At 67.8% G+C, this 26,708-nt stretch carries 23 protein-coding genes; 9 read left to right on the forward strand and 14 right to left on the reverse strand.

The window, feature by feature from the left end; translation table 11 throughout:
• Positions 1–73: 73 nt before the first annotated feature.
• Positions 74–1,705, forward strand: a complete 1,632-nt coding sequence (locus DBY63_RS08600) for a methyl-accepting chemotaxis protein (protein WP_108582235.1) — start codon at positions 74–76, stop codon at positions 1,703–1,705.
• A gap of 13 nt (positions 1,706–1,718) precedes the next feature.
• Here the strand turns inward: DBY63_RS08600 and DBY63_RS08605 are convergent, their stop codons facing one another.
• From DBY63_RS08605 to DBY63_RS08635, 7 genes are all read right to left on the reverse strand, one after another.
• The gene (locus DBY63_RS08605) at positions 1,719–3,137 is read right to left on the reverse strand and encodes an MFS transporter (RefSeq protein WP_108582236.1); all 1,419 of its coding nucleotides are present in this window, start codon (positions 3,135–3,137) and stop codon (positions 1,719–1,721) included.
• A 139-nt stretch (positions 3,138–3,276) separates the two neighbouring features.
• A complete protein-coding gene (locus tag DBY63_RS08610) occupies positions 3,277–4,227 on the reverse strand; it encodes a sugar-binding transcriptional regulator (protein WP_027600541.1) in 951 nt (316 codons plus the stop codon).
• 174 nt (positions 4,228–4,401) lie between these two features.
• A complete protein-coding gene (locus tag DBY63_RS08615) occupies positions 4,402–5,202 on the reverse strand; it encodes an SDR family oxidoreductase (protein WP_027600542.1) in 801 nt (266 codons plus the stop codon).
• Positions 5,203–5,256: 54 nt separating this feature from the next.
• Positions 5,257–6,021 carry an SDR family oxidoreductase gene (locus DBY63_RS08620; RefSeq protein WP_027600543.1) on the reverse strand — a complete coding sequence of 255 codons (765 nt, stop codon included), beginning with the start codon at positions 6,019–6,021 and terminating at the stop codon, positions 5,257–5,259.
• A 14-nt stretch (positions 6,022–6,035) separates the two neighbouring features.
• The gene (locus tag DBY63_RS08625; RefSeq protein ID WP_027597269.1) at positions 6,036–7,541 is read right to left on the reverse strand and encodes a sugar ABC transporter ATP-binding protein; all 1,506 of its coding nucleotides are present in this window, start codon (positions 7,539–7,541) and stop codon (positions 6,036–6,038) included.
• Positions 7,542–7,760: 219 nt separating this feature from the next.
• Positions 7,761–8,693, reverse strand: coding sequence for a sugar ABC transporter substrate-binding protein (locus tag DBY63_RS08630; RefSeq protein WP_027597270.1), 933 nt, complete (start codon positions 8,691–8,693; stop codon positions 7,761–7,763).
• A 55-nt stretch (positions 8,694–8,748) separates the two neighbouring features.
• Positions 8,749–9,693 (reverse strand): ABC transporter permease, encoded by a 945-nt coding sequence (locus tag DBY63_RS08635; RefSeq protein WP_186353941.1) that lies wholly within the window; start codon positions 9,691–9,693, stop codon positions 8,749–8,751.
• A gap of 387 nt (positions 9,694–10,080) precedes the next feature.
• On the opposite strand from DBY63_RS08635, the gene DBY63_RS08640 reads away from it, so the two are divergent.
• The 3 genes from DBY63_RS08640 to DBY63_RS08650 are packed head-to-tail and all read left to right on the forward strand — an operon-like array spanning position 10,081 to position 13,374.
• Positions 10,081–10,917 (forward strand): transketolase, encoded by an 837-nt coding sequence (locus DBY63_RS08640; protein WP_027600546.1) that lies wholly within the window; start codon positions 10,081–10,083, stop codon positions 10,915–10,917.
• Positions 10,907–11,863 (forward strand): transketolase C-terminal domain-containing protein, encoded by a 957-nt coding sequence (locus tag DBY63_RS08645; RefSeq protein ID WP_108582237.1) that lies wholly within the window; start codon positions 10,907–10,909, stop codon positions 11,861–11,863. Before DBY63_RS08640 ends, DBY63_RS08645 begins: the two co-directional genes overlap by 11 nt.
• 38 nt (positions 11,864–11,901) lie before the next feature.
• Positions 11,902–13,374 carry an FGGY-family carbohydrate kinase gene (locus tag DBY63_RS08650; RefSeq protein ID WP_108582238.1) on the forward strand — a complete coding sequence of 491 codons (1,473 nt, stop codon included), beginning with the start codon at positions 11,902–11,904 and terminating at the stop codon, positions 13,372–13,374.
• A gap of 468 nt (positions 13,375–13,842) precedes the next feature.
• Here the strand turns inward: DBY63_RS08650 and DBY63_RS08655 are convergent, their stop codons facing one another.
• The gene (locus DBY63_RS08655) at positions 13,843–15,633 is read right to left on the reverse strand and encodes an ATP-binding protein (RefSeq protein WP_044341215.1); all 1,791 of its coding nucleotides are present in this window, start codon (positions 15,631–15,633) and stop codon (positions 13,843–13,845) included.
• The gene (gene algB, locus DBY63_RS08660; protein ID WP_027597276.1) at positions 15,630–16,979 is read right to left on the reverse strand and encodes a sigma-54-dependent response regulator transcription factor AlgB; all 1,350 of its coding nucleotides are present in this window, start codon (positions 16,977–16,979) and stop codon (positions 15,630–15,632) included. Before algB ends, DBY63_RS08655 begins: the two co-directional genes overlap by 4 nt.
• 443 nt (positions 16,980–17,422) lie before the next feature.
• Here algB and DBY63_RS08665 point away from each other — a divergent pair, with 443 nt between their 5' ends.
• From DBY63_RS08665 to DBY63_RS08675, 3 genes are read left to right on the forward strand one after another with little or no spacing between them, the layout of a single operon-like run.
• The gene (locus tag DBY63_RS08665) at positions 17,423–17,677 is read left to right on the forward strand and encodes a hypothetical protein (RefSeq protein WP_108582239.1); all 255 of its coding nucleotides are present in this window, start codon (positions 17,423–17,425) and stop codon (positions 17,675–17,677) included.
• A gap of 10 nt (positions 17,678–17,687) precedes the next feature.
• Positions 17,688–17,909, forward strand: coding sequence for a hypothetical protein (locus DBY63_RS08670; RefSeq protein ID WP_177411438.1), 222 nt, complete (start codon positions 17,688–17,690; stop codon positions 17,907–17,909).
• Between the two features lie 29 nt (positions 17,910–17,938).
• Complete coding sequence (locus DBY63_RS08675) at positions 17,939–18,100, forward strand: DUF1328 domain-containing protein (protein ID WP_007160206.1); 162 nt, start codon at positions 17,939–17,941, stop codon at positions 18,098–18,100.
• 316 nt (positions 18,101–18,416) lie between these two features.
• Here DBY63_RS08675 and DBY63_RS08680 read toward each other — a convergent pair whose 3' ends face one another.
• Genes DBY63_RS08680 through DBY63_RS08695 form a run of 4 tightly spaced genes read right to left on the reverse strand, consistent with a single transcriptional unit; the run spans position 18,417 to position 23,172 of the window.
• Complete coding sequence (locus DBY63_RS08680) at positions 18,417–19,316, reverse strand: HlyD family secretion protein (RefSeq protein WP_077171263.1); 900 nt, start codon at positions 19,314–19,316, stop codon at positions 18,417–18,419.
• A gap of 10 nt (positions 19,317–19,326) precedes the next feature.
• Positions 19,327–19,527: a DUF1656 domain-containing protein gene (locus DBY63_RS08685; RefSeq protein ID WP_007160208.1), complete on the reverse strand. Its 201-nt coding sequence runs from the start codon at positions 19,525–19,527 to the stop codon at positions 19,327–19,329.
• Complete coding sequence (locus tag DBY63_RS08690; protein ID WP_044341213.1) at positions 19,517–21,673, reverse strand: FUSC family protein; 2,157 nt, start codon at positions 21,671–21,673, stop codon at positions 19,517–19,519. Before DBY63_RS08690 ends, DBY63_RS08685 begins: the two co-directional genes overlap by 11 nt.
• A complete protein-coding gene (locus DBY63_RS08695; RefSeq protein ID WP_256594364.1) occupies positions 21,670–23,172 on the reverse strand; it encodes an efflux transporter outer membrane subunit in 1,503 nt (500 codons plus the stop codon). The genes DBY63_RS08690 and DBY63_RS08695 overlap by 4 nt, the downstream gene beginning before the upstream one ends.
• A 255-nt stretch (positions 23,173–23,427) precedes the next feature.
• Between DBY63_RS08695 and DBY63_RS08700 the strand changes: the two genes are divergently transcribed.
• Positions 23,428–24,381 (forward strand): LysR family transcriptional regulator, encoded by a 954-nt coding sequence (locus DBY63_RS08700; RefSeq protein ID WP_027597281.1) that lies wholly within the window; start codon positions 23,428–23,430, stop codon positions 24,379–24,381.
• 386 nt (positions 24,382–24,767) lie between these two features.
• Positions 24,768–25,757: a DMT family transporter gene (locus tag DBY63_RS08705; protein ID WP_027597282.1), complete on the forward strand. Its 990-nt coding sequence runs from the start codon at positions 24,768–24,770 to the stop codon at positions 25,755–25,757.
• Here DBY63_RS08705 and ubiA read toward each other — a convergent pair.
• The gene (ubiA, locus tag DBY63_RS08710) at positions 25,742–26,689 is read right to left on the reverse strand and encodes a 4-hydroxybenzoate octaprenyltransferase (RefSeq protein WP_037006596.1); all 948 of its coding nucleotides are present in this window, start codon (positions 26,687–26,689) and stop codon (positions 25,742–25,744) included. The genes DBY63_RS08705 and ubiA overlap by 16 nt on opposite strands.
• Positions 26,690–26,708: the final 19 nt, after the last annotated feature.

Here is a 26,708-nt window from a genome sequence, read left to right on the forward strand (position 1 = left end):
CGCCGGCGAGCCCTAAAGCCTGGCGCCGTTTGGCCGATCATGAGGGGGCTAATCATTTTTCGAGGTCTTCCCGGTGAAGCTACGCTCCCTCAACATCGCCCCGCGGGCCCTGGTCGCCTTTGGTTTCTTTGCTCTGCTGGTGATCGGCCTGGGGCTGTTTTCCCTGGGCCAGAATCGGGTCATCAAGGAGAGCGAGGAGCAGATCGTCGGCAACGTCATCCCCAGCGTCCAGACCATCGGCGAGATCCGCGCCGATCTGCTGAGTCTGCGCATGCAGAACCAGGGGTTGATGCTGGCCAGTTCCAACGCCGAGACCCAGGCGGTGCACAAGGCCATCGACGCGGCCAAGGCCAGCCTGGAACAGCATGTGCGCCAGTTCGACGGCCTGTTGCTCACCGACTCCGGGCGGGAGGTCTACACCCGGATGACCGGCCAGCTAGCCACCTACCTGAACAACCAGAATCGCTATCTCAAGGCGCTGGACGACCAGAACGACGCCGAGTTGCTCAAGCTGGCCGGGCAGGACGGCGAGATGGCCCACAGCGGCAATGCCCTGAGCGCCACCGTCAACGAACTCGCCGGGGTGGTCGATGGCAAGGTCACGCGCCTGGCCGCCGCCTCCATGGCCAGCTACCACAACGCCATCGCCATCACCGTGGCGGTGATGGTGGCGGCCCTGGCCGGTACCCTGCTGCTGGCCTGGCGCTTCACCCGCAGCCTCACCGGGCCGCTGGAAAAGGCCCTGGCGGTGGCCGAGCGCATCGCTGCCAACGATCTCAGCCGGACGATCGAGCCCGACGGGCGCGACGAACCCGGCCGGCTGCTGGCGGCCATGGCGCGAATGCAGGACAACCTGCGCGGCACCCTGGAACGGCTGACCCTGTCGTCCACCACCCTGGCGTCCACCTCCGAAGAGCTGTCGACGGTCACCGAGACCGGCCTGCGCGGCATCCAGCGGCAAAACGACGAGCTGGCCCAGGCGGCCACCGCCGTCAATCAGATGACCGCCGCGGTGGAGGAGGTGGCGCGCAATGCCGCGGCTGCCAGCGCTGCCGCCCAGGACTCGCGCACCTCGGCCGATCTCGGCCAGCGCCGGGTCGAGGAAACCCTCGCCACCATTCATGCCCTGCACAGCGCGGTGGCCTCCAGCAGCGGTGAGATCGACGGCCTGGCGGGCCAGGTGCAGCGCATCAGCGGGGTGCTCGACGTGATCCGCGGCATCGCCGAACAGACCAATCTGCTGGCGCTCAACGCCGCCATCGAAGCGGCGCGCGCCGGGGATGCCGGGCGTGGCTTTGCCGTGGTGGCCGACGAGGTGCGCGCCCTGGCGGCCCGTACCCAGCAGTCCACCGGCGAGATCGAAGACATGATCGGTGCCATCCAGGGCGGCGCCGGCAAGGCGGTGGACGCCATGGCCACCAGCAATCAGCAGGCCGGTGCCTGCCTGACGGTGGCCGCCGCCGCCGGCGAGGCGCTGGCCGAGATCGCTCGCCACATCGTGCAGATCAACGAGCGCAACCTGAGCATTTCCGCGGCCACCGAGGAGCAGGCCCAGGTGGCGCGCGAGGTGGATCGCAACCTCACCAGCATCCGCGACCTCTCCACCCAGAACGCCGCCGGGGCCGAGCAGACCGCCGCCGCCAGCACCGACCTGGCGCGCCTGGCCGGCGACCTGAACGGCGCGGTCCGGCAATTCCGCCTCTGACCGCGGGCCTGCCTCAGCGGGCGATGTCTTCCAGCGCCCGGTTGCGGGTGCGCGGGCCGAACAGGCCGATGGTCAGCACCACGATCAGCATGCTGGCGACGATGAAGGCCAGCACGCCCGGGGTGCCCAGGCGCTCCAGCAGGGTGCCGATCAGCAGGCTGCTGAATACAGTGGACAACCGGCTGAAGGAATAGCAGAAACCCACCGCCCGGGCGCGGATGGCGGTGGGGAACAGCTCCGCCTGGTAGGAGTGGAAGGCAAAGGTCAGCCAGGCGTTGCAGAAGGTGATGCCGACGCCACAGAGGATCAGGCTGAGGGCGCCCTGCTGCAGGGCGAACAGGCTGCCGAAGCCCACCGTCCCCAGGGCGGAGCCGACGATCTGCCACTTGTTCTCGAAGCGGTTGGCGATGCGCACGAACAGCAGCGGCCCCAGCGGATAGGCGAGGGTGATGACGAAGGCATAGCCCAGGCTGTGGGTCAGGCTCACACCCTGGCCGGAGAGCAATGCCGGCAGCCAGTTGCCGAAGCCGAAGAAGCCGATGGCCTGGAACAGGTTGAAGACGATCAGCATGATCACCCGGCGCCGATAGGGCGGTTGCCACAGCGCCGCGAAGCGCGCGCTCACGGCGCGTTCTTCGACGATCGCCGCGGGTGGCGGCAGCGGCTGGCCGCTGTCGGCCTGGCAGGCGGCTTCCAGGCGCTCCACGCCCTGTTCGGCTTCGTCCAGCCGGCCCTGCTGCGCCAGCCAGCGCGGCGATTCGGGCAGGCGCTGGCGCAGCCACCAGATGAACAGGGCGAAGACGGCACTGGACAGCACCACCCAGCGCCAGCCGGAAATGCCCAGCGGCGCCTGGGGCACCAGCCACCAGGACAGCAGCGCCACCGCCGGCACCGAGAGGAACTGGAGGGCGAAGGCAAAGGCGAAGGCCGAGGTGCGCATGGCCTTGGGCACCAGCTCCGACAGATAGGCGTCGATGGTCACCAGCTCCAGGCCCAGGCCGATGCCCACCACGAAGCGCAGGGCGATCAGCCCCAGGGCGGTGGTCTGCAGACCCATGGCCAGGGTCGCCAGGGTGTAGCCGACCAGTGCCCAGGTAAAGATCGCCCGGCGGCCGAAGCGGTCGGCGATGGGGCTGAGCAGGCTGGCGCCGACGAACAGGCCGAGAAAGGTGGCCGCGGCGAAGGCGGCCTGATCGGAGACCCCGAACACCCCGGCCGCGCCGGTCTGGAAGACGCCATCGCGCAGGAGCCCGGGGCTGATGTAGGCGGTCTGGAACAGGTCGTAGAGTTCGAAGAAACCGCCGATGGACAGCAGGGCCACCAGGCGCCACAGGCTGCGGGTGGCCGGCAGGCGATCGAGACGCGCCGAGAGGGCGGCGGCCCGCTGGGAGGCGGGCAGGGCAGTGGCCGAAGCCGAAGACGCTGAGGGCATGGGACGCTATCCAGAGAACAGTCGTCCTACAGCTTACGGATCAGTCCTTGCCGAATGTTGCCAAAGATTTCCGTGCCGGGTGGGCCGTTTGGCAGCAAATCGCGTTTTCCGGCCCGGTTCTGGCAGCCGCTTGCGTGGATCAGGGGACCAGCGCCAGGGCAGTGCGCAGATCAACCACCAGGACATCCAGATAACCGCCCTGCAGCGCGCCGCGGATGGCATTGACCTTGCGCAGGCCCCCGGCCAGACCCACCACGCGGTCGATCTTCAGCAGTTGCGGCAGGTCCACCGCGACCACGGTCTCTTCACTGTCGTCCAGTACCGGTCGGCCTTGGGCGTCGAAGTACCTCAGGCAGATGTCGCCCACCGCGCCGCGGGCGGCGAGCACTTCCAGCATGGCCTCGCCGTGATAGTTGCCGCTGTTGCGCAGGAGCTGCGACGGCTCCAGCTCGCCGATGCCAACCAGGGCCACGGTGAGCCGGGCGAAGCGTTCGGTGACCTCGCGCACCTCGTCCAGCTGCAGGATGCGCTGGCGACTTTCCGGCGACTGCTCGATGCTCTGGGACGGCAGCAGATAGGCCGGGCAACCCAGCAGATTGGCCAGTTGCTGGGTCAGCAGGGTGGCCTCGAAGGCGCCCTTGTTGCCGACCCCGCCGAGCAGCTGCACCACCTCGGTCGCGCCCTGACGACTGCTGCCGCGGTGCATGTGACCGACCATGGCACGGATGGTGGAGCTCCAGGAGGAGATGCCGATGTGGTCCTTTTCGGTGACGCTGGTTTCCAGGTAGTGGGCGGCGGCCGAGCCGATGGCCTGCTTGATGGCCTCTTCGTCGTCACCGGTGGGCTCCACCACGATCGCCTGGCGGATGCCGTAGCGCTGTTGCAGCTGACGCTCCAGCTCCAGGTGGAAGTTGCGCGGGCGCTGCACCGAGATGCGCACGATGCCTTCCTTGAGCGCTCGGCTCAGGGCACGGCTGACAAAGGATTGCGACAGGTCGAGCTGTTCGGAGATCTGCGACTGCTTGAGCCCTTCTTCGTAGTAGAGGGAGGCGATCTTGGTCAGCAGGCGTTGTTCTTCGAGATTACTCATCCAGATTTCCGGTACCGGCGGCTAGGTTGCACCCAGGGCTGCCGGGCCGGGCGGCCGTGACGAACCCTCAAAAAGCAGGCACTTGGCTGTTAGAAAGGCGCATTTTCCCGCTATTTTCCCTCAGCCTCCCGCTGGACGCCAAGGCTTTTGCGGCCTGGCGTCCCCGGGGGTCGATCAGGACATGATCAGGCCACCGTCCACATTGATCGCCTGGCCGGTGATGTAGGCGGCGTCCGCCGAGGCGAGGAAGGCCACCAGGCCGGCCACATCGGCCGGGGTGCCGGCGCGCTTCATGGGGATGTTGCCGACCCATTCCTGCATCAGTTCGCCCTGGCCATAACGCTTTTCCGGGGTGGAAAGGATCTCGCCCCAGACGCGGTCGTTGTAGTCCCACATCTCGCTTTCGATGATGCCGGGGCAGAAGGCGTTGACCGTGATGCCGTGGCGCGCCAGTTCGTGGGCCAGGCTCTGGGTGATGCCGATGACGCCCATCTTGCTCGCCGCATAGTGGGGCGTGTAGATGAAGCCCTGGCGCCCCTGGCCGGAGCTGGTGTTGATCAGGCGTCCGCCACGCCCGGCGGCGACCATGCGCCTGGCCGCCTCGCGGCAGCACAGCCAGACGCCGGTGGTGTTGACCTGCAGGATGCGGTCGAAGTCCTCGCGCGGCATGCGGTCGAAGGCATCGATGGTGATGATCCCGGCGTTCTGCACCGAGACGTCGACCCGGCCGAAGCGCGACTCGGCCTGGGCATAGAGGTCGGCCACCGCCGCCTCGTCGGTGATGTCCACCACCAGCGGCAGCACCTCGGCCCCGGTCTCGGCGGCCAGCCGCGCGGCGGTGTCGTGCACCCGTTCGGCGTTGGAGACCAGCACCAGGTTGGCGCCCTCACGCCCGAAGCGCTCGGCGATACCCTCGCCGATGCCCCGGCAACCGCCGGTGATGACCACGGTTTGACCTGCGAAGCGACGTTCCACGTGAAACCTCCTAGAGCGGTTGGCGACCCGGCGTGCGTGATCGCCAGCGGGTTGTTACCAGCAGACGAAGCCGCCATCGACGATGAGATCCACCCCGGTACAAAAGGATGCGGCCGGGCTGCAGAGGAAGATCGCCGGACCGACCATTTCCTCCACCTCGGCCATGCGGCCCAGCGGGGTGGTCTGCTCGAAGATCTTGACCTGGTCGGCCACCTCGGGACGGGTGTTCATCGGCGTGGCGGTGTAGCCGGGGCTGATGCAGTTGACGCGGATGCCGCGCTCGGCCCACTCCATCGCCAGGCTCTTGGTCAGGTGGATGACCCCGGCCTTGGAGGTGTTGTAGTGGGCCTGCAGGAGGCCGCGGTTGACGATGCTGCCGGACATGGAGGCGATGTTGACGATGGCGCCCTTGCCGCGCGGCAGCATGACCCGCGCCTGGGCCTGGCAACTGAGCATCACCCCGGTGAGGTTGATGTCGAGCATGCGCTGCCAGCGCTCTAGTTCCAGCTCCTCGGCCGGCTGGGCGTTGGCGATGCCGGCGCTGTTGACCGCGAGACTCAGGGGGCCGAGTTCGGCCTCGGTACGGGCCACGGCGGCTTCCAGGTCGGCGGCGCTGGTCACCGACCCTTCCAGGGCCAGGGCGCGGCGGCCATGGGCCTGGATCCGCGCGACGGTACCGGCGAGGTCGCGGCTGCCCGGCAGGTCGAAGCAGGCCACCTGGGCGCCGGCCTCGGCCAGTCCGACGGCGATGGCCTGGCCGATGCCGCTGCCGGCACCGGTGACGAAGGCGGTCTGGCCGCCGAGATCGAAGAGACGCATGGGAAAACTCCTAGTCAGGCGGTCGCCAGTTCCATCACGGCCACCGGAGTGGCCTGTTCACGTTCGAGAATGCCCATCTGCTGGCCACGGCTCATCACCATGACCCGATGCGACAGGCCGAGGACCTCGTCGAGGTCCGAGCTGACCACGATCACCGCCATGCCGGTGGCCGCCAGTTCGGCGATCACCTGGTAGATGGCGGCGCGGGCGCCGACGTCGATGCCGCGGGTGGGCTCGTCGAGGATGAAGACCTTGGGATTGCGCGCCAGCCACTTGGCGATGATCACCTTCTGCTGGTTGCCGCCGGACAGGGCGGCGATGGCCTGCTCCGGCTGGCCCTTGACGCCGAGCCGCGCCACCGCCTTGCGGGCGAAGGCGCGCAGGCCGCCGGGCGAGACCCAGCCGCCACCGGCGAGCAGGTCGGTGTTGCCATAGATGAGGTTTTCCTCGATGGCGTGATCGACCACCACGCCCTGCTGCTTGCGATCCTCGGGCACCAGCACGATGCCGGCATGGATGGCGTCGTAGGGACTGGCGAAGCGACAGGCCTGGCCTTCCAGCACCAGCTCGCCGGTGACCTGCTCGGCCGCGCCGGCGATGGCGCGGACCAGCTCGGTACGCCCGGCGCCGACCACCCCGGCCACGCCAAAGACCTCGCCCGCGCGCACGCTGAAATCGATGTGTTTGAGTGGCATCTCGCGGCAGCTCAGGCCCTTCACCCGCAGCACCTCGCGAGCAGCGGGCGCGGCCATGGCCGGGAAGATGCGCTCCACGCTGCGGCCGACCATCTCTTCCACCAGTTGCCGCACCGGCACCTGGGCGGTGGCGTGCAGGGCGATCTGGCGGCCGTCGCGCAGCACCAGCACCCGGTCGGCGATGCGCGCGATCTCTTCCAGGCGATGGCTGATGTAGATGAAGGAGACGCCCTCGGCCTTGAGTCGCTCGACCTGGGCGAACAGCAACTCGGTCTCTTCGCCGCCCAGGGCCGCGGTAGGTTCGTCGAGGATCAGCAGGCGCGCCTTGAGGGTCAGCGCCTTGGCGATCTCCACCAGTTGCTGGGCGGCCACGCTGAGACCGGCCACGGTGCGCGTGGCGGGTACCTTCAGCCCCAGGCGATCCAGCTGGCGCTGGGCCTCGGTTTCCATGAAGGCGCGATCGATGCGGCCACCGCGCATGGGCAGGCGACCGACGAACATGTTCTCGGCGATGGTCAGTTCCGGCAGCAGGCGGATCTCCTGGTGGATCAGGCCGATGCCGGCGGCCAGGGCGGCGCCGGGGGAGTCCGGGGCATAGTCGCGACCCAGCCAGGTCATGCGCCCGCCCGCTTCGGGCGGCACCAGGCCGGCGATGATCGACGACAGCGTGGACTTGCCGGCGCCGTTCTCGCCGAGCAGGGCCAGGACCTCGCCGGGCTGGATGTCGACGTCCACGCCGCTCAGGACCTCGATGCCGGCGTATTTCTTGCCGATGTTTCTCAGGCTGAGGGCCGCGGGCTGTTCCAGGGGCATGACGGCGGACATGGAGCCTCCGAAGGGGGGAGCTGAAACGGTGCCTCCCTAGGGAGGCACCTTGGGCAGGAGCCAACACGATCTCGCGAGCTAGAGCCAACCAAAGCGAATACAGCTGAGGACGCGGACCGGGCTTGCGCTCAAGTTTACGAGTGGTAAATGAGCAGTCCGACCGGGCTGGCGATCCAGGTTGTATTCAACGCAGGTTGGCCGACGCGCAGCAGATCGTGGTTACGGGTGGTTCTCGATGAAGGGGGCGACGTTATCCTTGGTGGTCAGGATCGCCTCCTGCAGCTGCTCCTTGGGCACCTGCTTGCCCTCCTTGAGCGCCACCGCCGATTCCAGGGCCATGCGCCCCATCTTGCGGGTCTGCTGGGTCATGGTGGCGGACAGGGTGCCGGCGGCCACGGCCTTGAGACCGGCCACGTCGCCGTCGAAGCCGACGATGGTCACCGGATGGTCGAGGTTGGCCACCTTGACCGCCTGGGCCGCGCCCAGGGCCATGGCGTCGGCACGGCCGAAGAAGACGCTGATGTTGGGATCGCGCTGGAGCATGTCCTGGGCCACGGCGAAGCCCTTGTCCTGGGCCCACTCGGCGGGCTGCTGGGCAACCACCTTCAGCTCGGGAAACTTGGCCAGGCCTTCGGCGAAGCCCTTGGCGCGATCGTTTTCCGGCGTGGTGCCGATCTGACCCTGGAGGATGGCGACGCGGCCCTTGCCGTTGGTGACCTTGCCGACGTATTCGGCCAGGGTGCGGGCGGCGGCGACGCTGTCGCTGGCGATGAAGGTGTCACCCGGGGCGTCGGGGGCGTTGCGGTCCACCGCCACCACCGGGATGCCGGCGGCCTTGGCCGCCTTGACCGGGACACCGGCGGCGGTGGCGCCGGCCGGGATGTAGATCAGGGCGTCGACCTGGCGGGTGATCAGGTCCTGGATCTGGTTGACCTGGGTCGCCGAGTTGCCCTGGGCGTCCACGGTGATCACCTTGATGCCCTTGGCCTTGCCCTCGGCCTCGACGGCCTGCTTGATCTGGTTGAAGAAGTCGGCCTGCAGGTTGGCCACGGCCAGGCCCACGGTGAGTTCCTTGGCCTGGGCATTGAGGGCGCCGGTGCAGGTGATGGCGGCGAACAGGGTACTGAGCAACAGCTTCTTGGGGGTCAGCATGGATGGCACTCCGTTGTTATTGTTGTACTGCGGTGACGAGACGAAACCGATCTGACTAGCGCTGCCCGTTACGGCGGCGCAGGGTGTCCAGGGTGACGGCCAGGGCGATGACGATGCCGATGATCACCTGCTGCACGAAGGGCGAGACCCCCAGCAGATTCAGGCCGTTGCGCAGCACGCCGATGATCAGCACCCCCACCAGGGTGCCACCGACGCTGCCGACGCCGCCGCTGAGGCTGGCGCCGCCGATCACCACTGCGGCGATGGCATCCAGCTCCATGGACAGGCCGGCGCTGGGCTGGGACGAATCCAGCCGCGCCGCCATGGCCACCGCGGCCAGGCCCGCCAGGGCGCCGCTCAGGGCATAGATCCAGATGGTGATGGTGCGCACCTTGATGCCCGACAACCGCGCCACCTCGGCGCTACCGCCCATGGCATAGAGGTTGCGGCCACCGGCGCGAAAGCGCAGGAACACCCAGGCCACCAGCAGCATCAGCAGGAACAGCCCGACGGTGACCGAGAGGAAGCCGAAGTGTCGCACCGTGGCCAGGCTGGTGAACCAGTCCGGAAAGCCGACGATCTGGCGACCGTCGGTGAGGATGTTGGCCAGGCCGCGGGCCACCGACATCATGGTCAGGGTGGCGATGAAGGCGGGCAGCCGGGCGCGGGCGATGAGCAGGCCCGAGACCAGGCCGCAGACCAGGCCGCCGAGGATGGCGGCGGGAATCGCCAGACCCAGCGGCCAGCCGATGTCCTGATAGAGCCAGCCCAGCAGCATCATGGAAAAGGCCAGTACCGAGCCCACCGACAGGTCGATGCCGCCGATGACGATGACCAGGGTCATGCCGATGGCCAGGATGCCGAGCACGGTCACCTGGTCGAGGATGTTGAGGGCGTTGCGCACGGAGAAGAAATACTCCGAGGCAAAGGAGAACACGGCGATCAGCAGCGCCAGGCCGATCAGCGGACCGCCGACGTTGCGCGGCAGGCGCAGGGCCAGGCGGGCGAGGGGCTTGGCGGGTGGCGAGGCGGTCGGGGCTTTGGCGTCCACGCACTTCTCCTGAGGTTATTGTTCTTGTGTTCGGCTCGCCTGAATATTTATGCGTGCCTGATTTTTAATTCAGACTCCGCCTGTTCCGGATGGAAGTCAAGCGCCTTTTCATCGCCGCATGCCGAACGCGACGGCCTCGGCAATCCCGCATTCTGGCCCACATTCTACCCGTACACCCGGTCGCCGATGGCCCTTCATGGCTATTGACGGCCTTCCGGATTGAGGTCTAAATGATAAATATATTTTCAGTGACGAATAAATATTCATAAGACGCCCACTGAAACCTCGGCAGGCGTCTGCTCCATTGCAGCTTCGGATACCCGAGGGGGTCGCCTGATGAATCCGTTCCAGTACGACGTCGCGCAGATTCGCGAAAAGGCCCGGCTGATCCGCCGGCGCGTCATCCAGCTCAATGCCGGCTCGCCTGCCGGCGGCCACACCGGGGCGGATCTGTCGGAGACCGACATCCTCGCCACCCTCTACTTCCGCCTGCTCGACGTCGCCCCGGAACGCCTCGCCGATCCCCGGCGCGACATCTACATCCAGAGCAAGGGCCACGGCGTCGGCGGTCTTTACTGCTGCCTGGCCGAAGCCGGCTACTTTCCGCCGGAATGGCTCGACACCTACCAGCACTTCGACTCCCACCTGCCGGGCCACCCGGTGCGGCAGAAGACCCCCGGCATCGAACTCAACACCGGCGCCCTTGGCCACGGCCTGCCCGTGGCCACCGGGATCGCCCTGGCCGCGCAACGCGATGGCAGTCCGCGCCGCGTCTATGTGCTGACCGGTGACGGCGAACTGGGCGAGGGCTCCAACTGGGAGTCGGCGCTGACGGCCGCCAAGTACCGGCTGGACAACCTCACGGTGATCGTCGACCACAACCGCCTGCAACTGGCCGGCCCCACCGCGGAGATCCTGCCGCTGGAGCCCCTGGCCGAGAAATGGCGCGCCTTCGGCTTCCATGTGGTCGAGTGCGACGGCAACGACGTGGCCCAGCTGGTGGAGACCCTGGAAGCCCTGCGCGAACACCGCGGCCAGCCCCAGGTGCTGATCGCCAACACCGTCAAAGGCAAGGGGGTTTCCTTCATCGAAGGCAAACCCGAATGGCACCACCGGGTGCCCAAGGGCGACGAGATCGCCGCTGCTCTGGAGGAGCTCGACCATGGCCACTGATACCCAGACCCCGGGCGAAGCCCATCTCGCCAGCGTCATGGTCGAGGCCTTCATCGCCGCGGTGAACGCCGGCGTCGACCTGGTGCCGGTGGTGAGCGATTCCACCTCCACGGCCAAGATCGGCCCCTTCGTCAAACGCTTCCCGGAGCGCCTGGTCAATGTCGGCATCGCCGAACAGACCCTGGTCGGGGTGGCCGCCGGCCTGGGCCTGGCCGGCAAGGTGGCGGTGACCTGCAACGCCGCGCCCTTCCTGATCTCCCGCGCCAACGAACAGGTCAAGGTGGACGTCTGCTACAACAGGTCCAACGTCAAGATGTTCGGCCTCAACGCCGGGGCCAGCTACGGTCCCCTGGCCAGCACCCACCACAGCCTCGACGACATCGCCGTGATGCGCGGCTTCGGCCACGTGGAAATCTATGCCCCGGCCGATGGCGCCGAGTGCCGGCAGATCGTCGAGCACGCCCTGGCCCATGACGGTCCGGTCTATATCCGCCTGGACGGCAAGGCACTGCCCGATCTGCACGGGCCCGACTATCGCTTCGTGCCCGGCCAGGTCGACGTGCTGCGCCAGGGTCATGACGTCAGCCTGGTGGCCCTGGGCTCGGTGGTCCACGAGGCGGTGGACGCCGCATGCTTGTTGGCCGAGCAGGGCATCAGCGCCCAGGTGATCAACCTGTCGTCGATCCGGCCGCTGCAGCGCGAGGCCTTGCTCGAAGCCCTCTGCGCGGCTCGCGGCGGGGTGGTCACGGTGGAAGAGCACAACGCCAACGGCGGGGTGGGCAGCCTGGTCGCCGAGGTCATGGCCGAGGCCGCGCTGGGCGTGCCGCTGATCCGCCTGGGCATCGCCGACGGCGAGTATGCTGCCGCCGGTGGCCGGGGGCCGACCCGCGCCAAGCACGGCATCGATGCCGCCGGGATCGTCGCCGCGGTGCAGCGCCTGCGCTGAGCTCTGGCGTAGTGAACCGATAAGAACAAGGAGCCGCCATGGCCGCCGAACCGCTGATCCTCGCCCTCGACGAGGGCACCACCAATGCCAAGGCGATCCTGGTGGATCGCGCCGGTCGGGTCGTGGCCCGCGGTTCCCGGCCGCTGACCGTCCAGCATCCCCAGGCGGGCTATGCCGAGCAGGATCCCCTGGCCATCTGGCAGGCCCTGCAGGGCGCCATCGGCGACTGCCTGGCCCAGACGGACGCCTCCCTGGCGGCCATCGCCATCAGCAACCAGCGCGAATCCGCCCTGGCCTGGGAGCGCGGCAGCGGCCAGTTGCTCGGCCCCCTGGTGAGCTGGCAGTGCAAGAGATCCCAGCCGCAGTGCGAAGCCTTGCACGCCACCGGCCACGGCGAGCTGATCCGCGAGCGCAGCGGCCTGGCGCTGGATCCGATGTTTTCCGCCGGCAAATGGCGCTGGCTGCTCGACCAGATTCCCGACGGCCCGGCCCGCGCCGCCGCTGGCGAGATCTGCCTGGGCACCGTGGACAGCTGGCTGCTCTGGCAACTCAGCGGTGGCGCGAGCTTTCTCATCGACGCGGCCAACGCCGCCCGTACCCAGTTGCTCGATCTGCGCGGCGGTGACTGGGATCCGCAGCTGCTGAGTCTGTTCGGGATTCCCCGGGCGGCCCTGCCAGAGATCCGTCCCAGTGCCGGCTGTTTCGGCGAGACCCGCGCCCAGGGTCCGCTGCCGGCCGGTCTGCCGATCCTGGCGATGATCGGCGATTCCCATGCGGCGCTGTTCGGCCAGGGCGGTTTCGTCCCGGGCAAGGTCAAGGCTACCCTGGGCACCGGCTCCTCATTGATGACACCCATTGCTGAACCCGTGGTCTCCGCCCATGGCCTGGCCACCACCCTGGCCTGGCGCCTGGGAGATACGCCGACCTTTGCCCTGGAAGGCAACATCGTCCACACCGGCGCCGCCGTGGGCTGGACGGCGCGGCTGCTGGGCTGCGCCGGAGAGCTGGAGGCCCTGGCCGCCGAAGCCGCGGCGCTACCGGACAACGGCGGCGTCTACTTCGTCCCGGCACTCGGGGGGCTCGGTGCGCCGCATTGGCGCGCCGAGGCGCGGGGGCTGTTCTGCGGTCTCAGCGAGAATTGCGGACGGGCGCACCTGATGCGTGCGGCGCTGGAGGCCATCGCCTACCAGATTCGCGATGTCTTCGACGCCATGCAGCAAGACAGCCCGACGGCCCTGGACGAACTCTGGGTGGACGGCGGCGCCACGCGCAACGAATGGCTACTGCAATTCCAGGCCGATCTCCTGCAGCGCCCGGTGATCTGCAGCCTGTCGCCGGAGGTCTCGGCCCTGGGCGCCGCCCACCTGGCCGGCCACGCCCTGGGCTGGTGGCAGGACGCCGCGGCCCTGGCCGATCTCGAACGGCCACGTCGCCGCTACGAACCCCGCGCCAACGCGGTACCGGAACTCTATGCCGGCTGGCGCCAGGCGCTGGCGCGGACGCTGCGGTAGGATTCCGGTGTTTTGCTGATCGCGGCCATGGGCCGCTCCTACAGGATGTCCGGCTCCTGTAGGAGCGGTCGCTACGGCGCACCGGCATGGCCGCGATTTGGCGGGATCAGCCCCGTAGCCTTTTCCAATGGGACACCGTGGCGAGGGGCGCCCTCACCCCAACCCTCTCCCCGAGGGAGAGGGGGCTAGCCCGTAGGTTGGGTTGAGACGGCTCTATCGTCGAAGCCCAACGTTGGCAAGCGCTGAGGCACCGTCAGGCTTCGCTACGCTCAACCCAACCTACGGGCCACCGTAGCGTGGAAAACGGCGCAGCCTTTTCCACTAGGGCATCGTGACGAAGTGCTGCCCTCACCCCAACCCTCTCCCCGAGGGAGAGGGGGCTGTCCGAGCAGGCGGTTGGCTGCATTCGTCCCGGCAGGAGCGGGGTCGACTAGCGCGGTGCTGCCCGTAAGAGCAGCCCGGGATGACTCAGGTCGGCAGGGTCATGAAGATCTGGGTGCCCTGGCCGGGGCGGGAGACCACGCCGATGCGGCCGCCGTGCTGGCGGATGATTTCCTTGCACAGGGCCAGGCCCAGGCCGGCGCCGCCCTTCTGGCTGCCGATCTGCACGAAGGGTTCGAACACCCGGCCCTGCTGGGCGTAGGCGATGCCCTCGCCGTTGTCCTGCACCGCCATCAGCAGCTGCTCGTTCTGGCGCATGGCCTGGATGACGATGCGGCCGCCGGCCGGGGTATGGCGCAGAGCATTGCTCAGCAGGTTATCGAACACCCGGGCCAGTTGCTTGGGGTCCAGGCTGACCCGTGGCAGCGGCGTATGCAGCAACTCGACGGCCAGCTCGACATCGCGCTCGCGGGCCTCGTCGGCATGGCGGGCGCGGGCTTCTTCCAGCAGGTCGCCGATCTCGCTCGGCAGCTTTTCCGGACGCTGCAGACCGCTCTGGTGGCGCGAATAGTCCAGCAGGTCGTTGATCAGCTGCACCAGGCGATGGGTCTCCTCGTCCACCGTCTGCAGCAGAAAGGCCTCGCGGGATTCCGGCGCCACCTTGAGGCGTTCGCGCAGCAGACCGAAGGCCATGTGCATGCCGGTGACCGGGGTGCGCAATTCGTGGGAGGCGCGCAGGACGAATTCGTTGCGCACCCGATCGAAGGCGCGCTGCTCGGTGACATCGCGCAGCACCATCAGCGCACCCACGCTGCGGCCGTCGGCGTGGTTGACCGGGGTCAGACTCCAGGCCAGCAGCCGCACCTCGTCGTCGACGCGGATCTCCAGGTCTTCGGGCGCCGCGTCCAGGGCGCCGCCGGCCAGCACCCGTTGCACGCTGGTCTCGATTTCCGGCCGTTCCAGGGCGGCGATCAGGGATTCGCCCAGGTGATTCTCGTTCCAGCCCAGCTGGCGGCAGGCCACCGGGTTGGCGTGCTCGATGTTGCCCTGGGGATCGAGGATCACCAGGCCGTAGTCGATACTGTCGAGCACGGCCTGCAGGCGCCGCTGGCCGGCCACTAGGGCCTCGACATTGGTCTGGCTGAGGCGGTGCAGGGCCTGGGCCATGTTGCCGAAGCGGCGGCTGAGCAGGGTGAACTCGGCGATCTGCGAGGTGGGCAGCTGGACGTCGAAGTTGCCCTGGCTGATGCGCTCGGCGGCCTTGGCCAGGCCGTCGATGGGCCCGGTGAAGCGCCGGGCGATGCCGTTGGCGGTGACCACCCCGGTGACCAGGATGGCCACGCCGATCAGCGCCAGCAGCAGGGCGATGATCACCGCCCGGTCATGGGCCTCGTCCTGCATGCGCTCCAGGGTCACCACATAGCTCTTTTGCAGGTCGTAGATACGATTGCGCAGGGCGTCGAGGGTCTGCTGGAAATCCGGATCGGCGCGCAACTGGTTGTAGCCGCCGGGTGGGGAGCGCAGATAGTCGGCGAAGCGCTCGTAGCGGCGCTTGACGTCTTCCAGTACCGCCAGTTGCTCGGGCTTGTGCATCTCGCCCTGGACCATTTGCAGATTCTGTTCGAAGCGCTGCTGGGCAGCGACCAGAACCTGGGGATCCGGGGCACCGTCGAGCATCTGGAACAGGCTGTTGCTCAACTCCTGGCGCATGTTCAGCGTCAGGTTGATGAAGTCCAGGTTGCTGCGGGTCTGGACGCTCTGCTCGCGGGCCAGGTGCAGGACGCTGACCAGGCCCACCAGCAGCCCGATGAGGGCCACGGCGATCAGAGCGGAGATGCTGAGAAAGAGGCGGGTGTGCAACTTGATCGGCAGCTTCATAGCCCGTACTGCTTGCGTTTTCGATAGAGCGTGGAGGCGTCGATGCCCAGCGTCTTGGCGGCCTGGTCGAGGGTCTCGCTGGTGGCCATCACCGCGGCGATGTGGGCGCGCTCCAGGGCTTCCAGACTCAGCGCCTCGCCGACCCGCGGTGCGCTGGCGGCGCCGCTGCTGGCCGGGCTGTCACCCAGGCCCAGGTGGTTGACATCCACCAGGTCCTGGCCGCAGATGATGCTCGCCCGCTCGATGACGTTGCGCAGCTCGCGGACGTTGCCCGGCCAGCCATAGTTGCGCAGGGCCTCCAGGGCCGCCTCGCTGAAGCCGTGGGCGGGTCTGTTGTAGTCCTTGACGAAGCGGGCGAGAAAGCGCTCGGCCAGATCGACGATGTCTTCCTTGCGCTCGCGCAGCGGCGGCAGGTTGAGCACGATGACGTTGAGGCGATAAAGCAGGTCTTCGCGGAATTCGTTTTCCGCCACCATCTGTTCCAGGTTGCGGTTGGTGGCGGCGAGGATGCGCACGTCAGCGCGACGGGTCACCGGATCGCCGACGCGCTCGTATTCCTTGTCCTGGATGAAGCGCAAGAGCTTGGGCTGCAGGGCCAGGGGGAAGTCGCCGATCTCGTCGAGGAAGAGGGTGCCGCCGTCGGCCTGGCTGACCCGGCCGAGGGTGCTCTCGCTGGCCCCGGTGAAGGCGCCGCGGGTATGGCCGAACATCTCGCTTTCCATCAGATCGGCGGACAGCGACGGGCAGTTGATGGTGACGAAGGTCTTCTTGGCGCGGCGACTCCAGGCGTGGATGGCGCGGGCCAGTTCGCCCTTGCCGGAACCGGACTCGCCGAGGATCAGCACGTTGGCATCGGTGGTGGCGACCTGTCGGGCGGTCTCCAGGATGCTCATCATCGCCGGGCTGCGCGAATCGAGACCGGCGCTGGACTTGCGTACCTCGCCCTCGAGGGCCTCCAGGCGCGCCGAGAGCTGGCGGAATTCTAGCTGCTTGGCCGCCGCCATGCGCAGCTGATCGGGACTGCAGGGCTTCACCAGGTAGTCGGCGGCGCCGGCCTGCATGGCGTCCACCGCGGTGTCGATGGCCGAGTGGGCGGTGACGATCACCACCCGCATCCAGGGCGCCTGGATGCGCATCTGCTGCAGCACGTCCAGACCGTTGTCCGCGCCCAGGCGCAGGTCGAGAAAGCAGAGGTCGTAGACCTGGCGCAGGAGCAGGGCCTCGGCCTGGGCCGCGCTGTTGGCCGTGGCCACGCTGTAGCCGGCGTCTTCCAGGCAGAAACGAAAGGTCCGCAGGATGGCGGCTTCGTCATCCACAAGAAGGATACGACCGCTGGTTTGTTCCATGACGGGAGAACTCCAGGCCGCAGGGGCCGAAACGCGCTAAAGGACAGAGCTGGCAGTTAGTCCATCATACATCGTGCAAGTTGCAATCCGCAGGACCATCGGGCAATCCGGGCAGGCCGTCACGGGCATCGTGCAGATCGCAACCCGCCGGGGAGAAAGTGGCAAAAAGCAGATTTTTTGGTGGGCAATGGAAGGTTTCGGGCTCCCTTTCCCCGTTGCGCGGTCGAGCGGACTGGCCCGGTGCCTCCAGATCAGCCCCTGGCCATCATGCAAAACGCAATGGTTCAGGCGTTGCACCTTGCAAGGTGCAAGTGCAGGCGCCTCCGCCAAAAAGCATAAGTTGTTGTTTTTAAAGGAAAAAATAGTTTTCGAAAAGCTGGCACGCAGTCTGCAATCTCCTTGGCAAGCCGGCCTCAGGGCCAACGGATTGCAGGAGATACCCGATGATCAGCCAGACCCTTCGCAAGCACTTGGTAGGTACTGCGCTCTTCGCTTGCTTCGCCAGCGCCGCCGTCGCCGCCCCCCAGGGCCACGACGTCAGCCGCGAACAGGCACTCATCGCATCCACCCGCATTGCTGCCCAGGCCATGGTGCCCGCAGCCAAGCCGCTGGCAAGTCAAGGCCGTGGGGAACTCAAAGCCATCCCGGCACAGTCCAACGGTGACCGTCTGGTGAAGCAGACCCGCTGGGTATTCTGAGGTCATGACCATGATGTTGATGCTGCTGATGATCGTGCTGTTCGTTGCAGCGGTGGTCGTACTCGGGATGTTGCTCAGTGCTTTGATGATGGGTCGTGCGCTCAATCAGACGCACAACCTCAACGGTCTGGATCTCGATCTGACCGATGTGGAACCACGGATGGCGAGTCTGGATACCCAGGATTTCGCTAATAAAACCACTGCTCGCTGGACAGGTGCTGTCGTCCGCTGAGTGCACTTGCAATACATAGGAGAAACACCATGCTGAGCTGGGCTATCACTTTCCTGATCATCGCGATCATCGCAGGCGTCCTGGGTTTCGGTGGCATCGCCGGTACCGCCACCAGTATCGCCAAGATCCTGTTCGTGCTGTTCCTGGTGCTGTTCGTGGTGTCGTTCTTCATGGGTCGCCGTCGTCCCTGACGCTCGGTCCGTGAGCAAGACAGGCAGTCGGTCGTGATGACCGGCTGCTGAGGCTCTGTCATCGGATTGCAGCTTTAAGCCGATTCAATGGACAACCTCTAAGTCGTCTCCTGATCCGAGACGCAAGGGCCACATGGTCGGGACGCTCTGCAGTAGGGGAGGGTTCCAAGAGTACAGGGAGTACTTTCGCACTCGCGGCGGACTGGGCTGGTTACGACCACACCCCTGAATTCGACCGGTTTCGTCTCTAGCGAAACCCGCCGACGTCAGGGGTGTTGTCGTTTGGGAGAGGCAAAAGTCGGACGTTCGGCAGGACTCAACCCTGCCAGAAGGCGTCCCACCAGGAACGTTCGCCGCGAGCGTCTTCCAGGACCACGGTACAGGTGGTGCCTGCCGCCAGCAGCAGGCCCTCGGGCAGCGGGTCCAGGGCGATGCGCACCGGCACCCGCTGGGCCAGGCGTACCCAGTTGAAGGTGGGATTCACATCGGCGGTGAGTTCACGACTCTGGGGGTTGTCCCGGTCATAGATACCGCGGGCGATGCTTTCCACGTGGCCCTGCAGCGTCTGGCCGCTCATCAGGCGCATCTCCGCCACCGCACCCACCCGCACATGGGGCAGCTTGGTCTCTTCGAAGTAGCCATAGACCCAGAACGAATGGGCATCGATGACGGCCAGCTTGGGCGCGCCCGCGGCGGCATAGTCGCCCTTGAACACCGAGAGGTTGGTGACATAGCCATCCACGGGGGCCAGCACCCGGGTGCGCTTGAGGTTGAGGCGCGCCGATTCCAGTTGGGCCTGGGCCTGGCGCAGATCGGCCTCGGCGGCCAGGGCCGCGCTGCTGGCGTCTTCGCGATTCTCGCGGGAGACCACCAGGCTGTCGATGTCGGCGCGGCGGCGGGCGTTCTGCTGACGCATGGCCAGGGTGGCCTTGCGCGCGGCGACCGAGGCCTCGGCCTGATGCACGGCGATCTCGTAGTGTTCCGGATCGATCTGCAGCAGCAGGTCGCCCTTGTTGACCCACTGGTTGTCGCGCACGGCGATCTCGGTCACCAGGCCCGCCACGTCGGGCGCAATGGTGATGACCTCCGCGCGCACTCGGCCGTCGCGGGTCCAGGGATCGTTCATGTAGTGCACCCAGAGCAGCCGACCGAGGATCAGCGCCAGGCAGACCACCAGCAGGGTAAAGAGCACGCCGAAGAGTTTCTTGAGGATCATGGTAGGAGTCCTAGCGATAGACGCACAGCGCCAGGGCGCAGTAGAGGCAGATGAACAGGGCCAGGCGCAGCAGCGCCGGATGCCAGACGACGTGATAGAGACCGACCGCGGCGAGCACCCGGTCCAGCGCCCAGGCGAGCAGGGCGGCGACCAGGAACAGCACCGTCACGGTGGGCAGGTAGAGGCCGTGGAAGGCGATTTCACGTGGCATGGGGGATCTCGAGATAGCGGGCCAGCGGCCCCTGGGGATCGAGCAGGGCGCTGCGGATGAAGTGCAGGTCGCTTTGCACCTGGCGCAGCGGCGACTCGTCATAGGGCAGTTCCGGCGGTTCGGTCACGACCGTCACGGCGGCCAGGGCCGCATCCACCGCCGCCAGCGCCCGGCGCAGATTTTCCGCGCCGGGCTTGAGGAAGAGACGCACCAGGGCGCGTCCGAGCACCCGGATGGCCTGGCGCCAGGCGCTGCCCTCGGCATAGCGTGGCGCGTTCGGCAGGCGCGCCTGCAGCTGGCGCAACTCGATCACCGCATGGCCGATTTCCAGCACCGCGAAGGCCCAGCCGATCAGGCGCCGCTGCGCCTCGCCGCGCCCGGCGCTGACGCCATAGGCCTGGTTGAGCAGATCGCGGGTCTGGCCCTCGAAGGCCGGTGCCAGGTGCGGCAGCGGCGCGCTCACCGCCCGCACCAGCTGTTGGCGCAGGTCCCGTTCCAGCCGGCGCCACAGCCAGGGGCTGTTGGGCGGCAGCAGCACCGCAGAGACCGCCGCGGTGATCACCATCGACAGGACCACGGCGATGCCGTTGTTGATGAAGGCGTAGGCGTCGTAGACCGGCGGATTGTCGGGAATCGAGGTGAAGCAGAAGAACACCAGGCAACCCAGGCCATAGCCCATCCAGCCCGGGCGCAGGGAGATCCAGGTGCCGAGCATGAACACTGGCGCCAGGGTCAGCAGCAGCAGCGGCAGGCCGGTGATCCAGGGAAAGACGAAGAAGGTCAGGAAGAAGCCCAGCACCACGCCGCCACTGGCGCCGACGGCCATCTGCAGCGCGGTGCGCTTGGGATCCGGCGAGGCCGAGGCCAGCGCCGAGACGGCTGCGGCGTTGAGCGCCAGCATGCCGCCGCTGGGATAGGCACTGGCGATCCAGAAGGCGCCCAGCACCAGCACCAGAAAGGCGCTGCGGATACCGGTGACCGCCGCGCCCAGGGCATTGGCCTTGGCCACGAAGCGCGGCTTCCACTGCTCGCGACTGTGCCGCGGCGCGGCCAGGGAAGCGTGGGTCTGCAGATAGCCGTGCCATTCGCCGGTGAAGCGAAAGAGCAGCTCCACGGCGGTCTCGAAGTCGCGCCGGTCGGTTTCGCTCAAGGGCGGCAACTCGGCGCGCAGGGCGCGAATGCGCGGCCGCAGCCCCTGGTGCAGCTGTTCCAGACGCGCCGCCGCCGTCAGGGCCGCGCGGTCGGTGAGCGCCTGGCCGCGCCATTCCTCGAACAGTTCCAGCAGCGGCGCCCAGAGGCGTTCGAGGGCCGTCAGTGGCAGCTGGGCGTCGCGTTCGCGCAGGCGCATCAGCAGGCGGCTGAGGGCATGCAGGCGGGTGGTCAGGCCCATGAATTCGGCGTTCAGCCGGGCCAGGCGGCCGCTGCGCATGCGCATGTGCGGGTCTTCGAAGGCCGAGGCGCTGCGCAGGCTTTCCAGCCCCACCGCTTCGGCGGCCAGGCGCACGCCCGCGGCTTCCAGGGTGGGCCGGTCGAGCCGCCCGCGCAGGACGTCGGCGGCCAGTCCGGCGAAGCCGCCCATGCGCCGATAGAGGGTCGCGCGCATGGCCGTGGCGCTGGTCTGCGGAAAGACCGCCGCGCTCACCGCGCCGCTGCAGAGCACGCCCAGGGTGATGGCCAGCACCCGCATCACCGCCGACATGAAGGCGGTGTCGGCATTGAGCGCGGCAGGGATGCCGATCAGCGCGGCGGTATAGCCTGCCAGCATGCAGGCATAGCTGCGAAAGTCCCGGTAGCGCGCCGAGCCGGCCACGCAGAGGCCGATCCACAGCGCCAGAAAGATCAGGAAGGGCACTCGCTCTTGGGCGAACAGGGCGATCAGCACCAGCATCACCGCCAGTCCCAGCAGGGTCCCCATGACCCGGTAGAAGCTCTTGGCCAGGACCTGGCCGCTCTGCGGCTGCATGACGATGAACACGGTGATCACCGCCGAACTGGGGTGCGGCAGTTGCAGGCGCATGGCCAGCCAGAGGGTCAGGCTGGCGGCGAGCAGCATCTTGGCCTGGTAGAGCCAGAGGCTGCCGTCGCTGCGCGCCCAGGCGCCGAGGGCCTGGCGCAGCGGCGCGCCGGCGGTGGTGCCGGCACTCACCGGGGGGCTCGCTCGACGGCCACGCGCGCCGGCACCAGATCGTGGTCGCCCGGGCCGCGTTCGAGGTCCGCGCCGCCGCCGAGGGCGACCAGGGCAGCGGCCTGGGCGGCCAGGCGCAGGGCATGCACCTGGGCGGTGACCCGCTCCTGGGCGAACAACCGGGTCTGGGCGTCCAGCACGTGCAGGTAGTCGGTCAGGCCGCGGCGAAAGGCCTCGCGGGCGATGTCGTAGGTGCGCTGGGCTTCCTGGCTGGCCTGGTCGGCGAGGGTGGCCTGCCTGGCCGCCGAGTCGGCCTTGATCAGCGCGTCGGAGATGTCCTTGAGGGCGTCCACCAGAGTCTGGTTGTAGGCGCTGACGGCCATGTCGTAGGCCGCCGATTCCGCGCCGAGACGACTGCGCAGGGCGCCGCCGTCATAGATCGGCAGGGAGAACGCGGGGCCGATGAAGGAGCCGGTCTTGGCGTGGGTCAGCATCTCGCTGAGGCGGCCCAGGGTCAGGAACTGGCCGACGTTGGCCACCAGGTCGATGTTGGGATAGAAGCTGGCGCGGGCGACGTCCACGCCCTTGGCCGCGGCGGCGATCTGCCAGCGGCGCGCCACCACGTCGGGACGCTTGCCGACCAATTCCAGGGGCAGGGCGCTAGGCAGGCGTGGCGCCGCGCCCAGGCTCAGGCGCGGCCGCTGCAGGCGGGCGCCGGCGCCCGGGCCCTTGCCGGCCAGGGCGGCGAGCTGGTTGCGATCCAGCGCCAGGGTCTCGTCCAGGGCTTCCAGCTGGCGTTCGGTCTCGGGCAGCAGGGCGCGCGCCTGGCTGACCTCGAACTGGGTGCCGAGGCCACCGTCCAGCTGGCGCTGGGCCAGGTCGGCCAGTTGCCGCTGCTGCTCCAGGGTGGCGGCGAGGATGTCGCGCTGGTCGTGGTGCAGGGCGAAGCCGATGTAGCTGCGGACGATGTTGCCGGTCAGCTCCAGTTCGGCGGCGCGCACCTCGGCAGCGGCCTGATGGGCCTGGTCCAGGGCCTGGGCGCTGGCGTCGCGCTCGCGGCCCCAGAAGTCCAGGGCATAGCTCAGGCCCAGTTCGGCATTGTTGTTCCAGGTGGTGCGATCGGCCAGCTCGCCCGGGCCATAGAAGCCGTCCGTGGGCCAGCTGTAGCGCTTGAAGGCGCCCTTGCCCTCGACCTGCAGGGCTTCCCGGGATTCGGCCAGGCCCGCCAGGGACTCGGCGCGGCGCACCCGGGCGGCGGCCGTGACCAGGCGCGGGTTGTCGGCCAGGGCACTGCCGATCCAGGCATCCAGCTGGGGATCGCCATAGGCGCGCCACCACTGGCGCGCGGGCCAGGCGGCCTGGCCGGCGGCGGCCTGGATGGCGGCGTCGGTGGCCAGCGCCTGATCGTCGAGACGCTGCGCCTGGGGCGCGTTGTGACCGGTACCGATACAGCCGGCCAGCAGGGTCGCGAGGGCGACCACCGTGAGCGCAGGCCAGGCTCTGCTAGAGAAAGGCGACACGTGGGGGTCCGTTGGCAACAAGGCCATACCGGCGTCTGGCTGAGAGGGCGCAGCGCGGTAGGCGAGATGAGCTGGAACTGAAGAGGACGCCGGTAGGAGATGCCCGCGAACCGAGCGGTCAGCGGACATTACCATTAGGCTGCTAACGATTCTATAAAATTCCAGGGTGGCCGATTAGCGCGCGAACCGGCGAATCTTTGTTTCACATACTGAAATAATATGGAGAATGACGCTTTTCCCGACTGTCGAGGCGGCATGGACACCCTGCACAACATGCGCGTTTTCGTCGCCGTGGTGGAGAGCGGCAGCTTCACTGGGGCGGCCCAGACGCTGCAGACCACCACGGCCCACGTCTCCCGGGCGGTGGCCCATCTGGAAACCCATCTGCGCACCCGCCTGCTGCACCGGACCACGAGACGCATCGCCCTGACCGAGGCCGGCCAGCGCTACCTGGCGCGCTGCGAGCAGATCCTCGCCTATGTCGAGGAAGCCGAAGCCGAGGCCGGGCACGCCCAGGCGCGCCCCGAGGGACGGCTGCGGGTGCACAGCATGACCGGCATCGGTCAGCACTACGTGATCCGCGCCATCGCCGGCTATCGCGCCCTGCACCCCGAGGTGCGCTTCGACCTGACCATGGCCAACCGCATTCCCGATCTGCTCGAAGAGGGTTTCGACCTGGCCATCGTGGTGGCGGCCGAGCTACCCGATTCCGGCTTCGTCTCCCAGCAGATCGGCCACACCTACAGCATCCTCTGCGCCTCGCCCGCCTACCTGGCGGAGCATGGTCAGCCACAGACGCCGGCGGAGCTGGCCGACCACGCCTGCCTGAGATTCATCAGTCCGGTGGTGTCCTTCGACCGCTGGCACTTCGAGGGCCCCAACGGCCCTGAGACCTATCGCATCGGCGAGACCCCCTTCCAGGTCAACGTCGGCGACGCCATGACCGAAGCCCTGCGCCAGGGCCTGGGCATCGGCGTGCTGCCGCTCTATTCGGCGGTGGACGGCCTGCGCGACGGCAGCCTGGTGCGGGTGCTGCCGGCCTATCGCCTGCAGCGGCTCAATGCCTATGCCCTCTATGCCTCGCGGCAGTACCTGGATGCCAAGATCCGCACCTGGGTGGCCTATCTGCGCGAACAGATCCCCGGGGCGCTGGAAGCGGACGAGGCGTTTGTGCGGGCCGTCAGCGAAGTCGTCGGCCAAGCGCATTGAGATCGACGGGCCCCTTGGACTAAGCTCGGAAGAGACCGGGCCGCGCGCCGGGCCATAGTTAGTAAGCTATTGAAATATCGCCCGGTATTGCGGTCCTGAGGGCGACAGGATGGGTGCTCGACGGCACACTCCGCCATCGTCGAGGTCCATGTCCCGAGTCGGTGCCCACGCCGACGGACCGCCGTGCAGGACGGCCGGATCACGCAGGCGGTCAGGGACCGCCGTCAGAGCGTGTTCAAGGTCTCGCGAGCTAGCGACAAACAAGGCGAAAAGGCCTGAGGAAGCGGAGTTTACAAAGGGTAAATGAGCATTCCGAAGGCATTTTCAACGACGTTTGGCCGACGCGCAGCAGACTTTGAACAGGCTCCAAGCGCCACGGGAGTCCAATGAGCGCCCCAGCAGGACCCACTCTGAGATTCGCCGACCAGCCGCTCAAGGGCATCGCCCTGATCTGCCTCGCGGTCTGGCTGTTCGCCTCCCACGATGCCCTCTCCAAGTACCTGTCCGGCTTCTATCCGGTAGTCATGGTGGTCTGGGCCCGCTACCTCTCCCACACCCTGCTGATGATGGGCATCTTCATCCCGCGCTCGGGACTGGCGGTGATCCGCACCAAGCGACCCGGCCTGCAGGTGCTCAGGGCGCTGTGCCTAATCGGTTGCAGCCTGTTCTTCACCACCGGGCTGCGCTATCTGCCGATGGCCGAGGCCACGGCGGTCAACTTTCTCGCCCCGCTGATGGTGACGGCGCTGTCGGTGCCGCTGCTCAAGGAAACCGTGACCCGCAGCCAGTGGGCGGCGGTGCTGGCCGGCTTCATCGGGGTGCTGATCATCGTGCGGCCGGGCGGCCAGCTGTTCACCCCGGCGGTGCTGCTACCGGTCTGCTCGGCGGTGTGCTTCGGTCTCTACCAGCTGCTGACCCGCTTGCTCAGCGGCATCGACAGCCCCACCACCAGCAACTTCCTTACCGGCATCATCAACACCCTGGTGCTGAGCAGCGTGGTGCCCTTCTTCTGGGAGATCCCGACCCTGACCCACGGCTTCATGCTGGCCCTGCTCGGCCTCTTCGGCATGTCCGGCCACCTGCTGCTGACCCAGGCCTTCCGCTATGCGCCACCGGCGCTGCTGGCGCCCTTCAGCTACGGCCAGATCGTCACCGCCGGCATCATCGGCTATTTCGTCTTCGGTCATGTGCCGGACAGCGGCGCGCTGATCGGCATCCTCATTATCTGTGCCAGCGGCCTGGCGGTGGCCTGGCAGCAGAGCCGCAAGGCGTCCAAGGCCAAGAAGGCCCGGGCGGTGCCGGCGACGCAACCCGAGGCGCTGCCGGAGGTGGTGGCCGATGCCGCCGCGGGCGCTCCGGCTCAGCGCAGTCCGTAATCGGCGATGATGCCGACGAGGATCGCCAGCCCCGCCCAGTGGTTGTGCAGGAAGGCCTTGAAGCACACCAGGGGATCACGGTCGCGGGTGACGTGGAATTCCCAGGCGAAGCAGCCGGCCGCCACTACCAGGCCCAGGTAGAAGGGCAGGCCCAGGCCGAAGCGGCCGCCGGCCAGCGCCAGGCAGAACAGGGTCAGGCCCTGCAGGGTGGCGATGATCACCCGGTCGGCGTCGCCGAACAGGATGGCGGTGGATTTCACCCCGATCTTGAGATCGTCTTCGCGGTCGGCCATGGCGTAGTAGGTGTCGTAGCCCACCGTCCAGATCACATTGGCGACGAATAGCAGCCAGGCCGCCGCCGGCAACTCGCCGGTCTCGGCGGTGAAGGCCATGGGCATGCCCCAGGAAAAGGCCGCGCCGAGCACCGCCTGGGGGTAGTAGGTGTATCTCTTCATGAAGGGATAGAGCGCCGCCACGCCCAGGGCGCCAAAGGACAGCCAGACGGTGGTGGCATTGGTGCAGAGCACCAGGCCGAAGCTGAGCAGCACCAGCACGGCAAAGAACAGCAGGGCTTCCTTGGGCGAGATGCGCCCGGTGGCCAGGGGGCGGTTCTTGGTGCGGGCGACGTGGCCGTCGAAATTGCGGTCGGCGAAGTCGTTGATCACGCAGCCGGCCGATCTCATCAGCACCACGCCGAGCACGAAGATCAGCAGATTCTTCAGACTCGGCACGCCCTCGGCGGCGATCCACAGCGCCCAGAGGGTGGGCCAGAGCAGCAGATAGATGCCGATGGGACGGTCCAGCCGGGTCAGCTGGACGAAGTCGCGGATGCGCTCGCGGCGGGGGCGCGTGGCGATCACCCGGGCGCTGGGCTCGGGACCGCGGGGCGCGGCGGGACGGCGATCACGGGGACGGGAGGCGTTCTTTTTCATCGGACGGCTGCATGGCGAA

Origin of the sequence: Pseudomonas sp. RIT411, from assembly GCF_003057735.2 — a bacterium.
GTDB classification, from domain to species: Bacteria; Pseudomonadota; Gammaproteobacteria; order Pseudomonadales; family Pseudomonadaceae; genus Chryseomonas; species Chryseomonas oryzihabitans.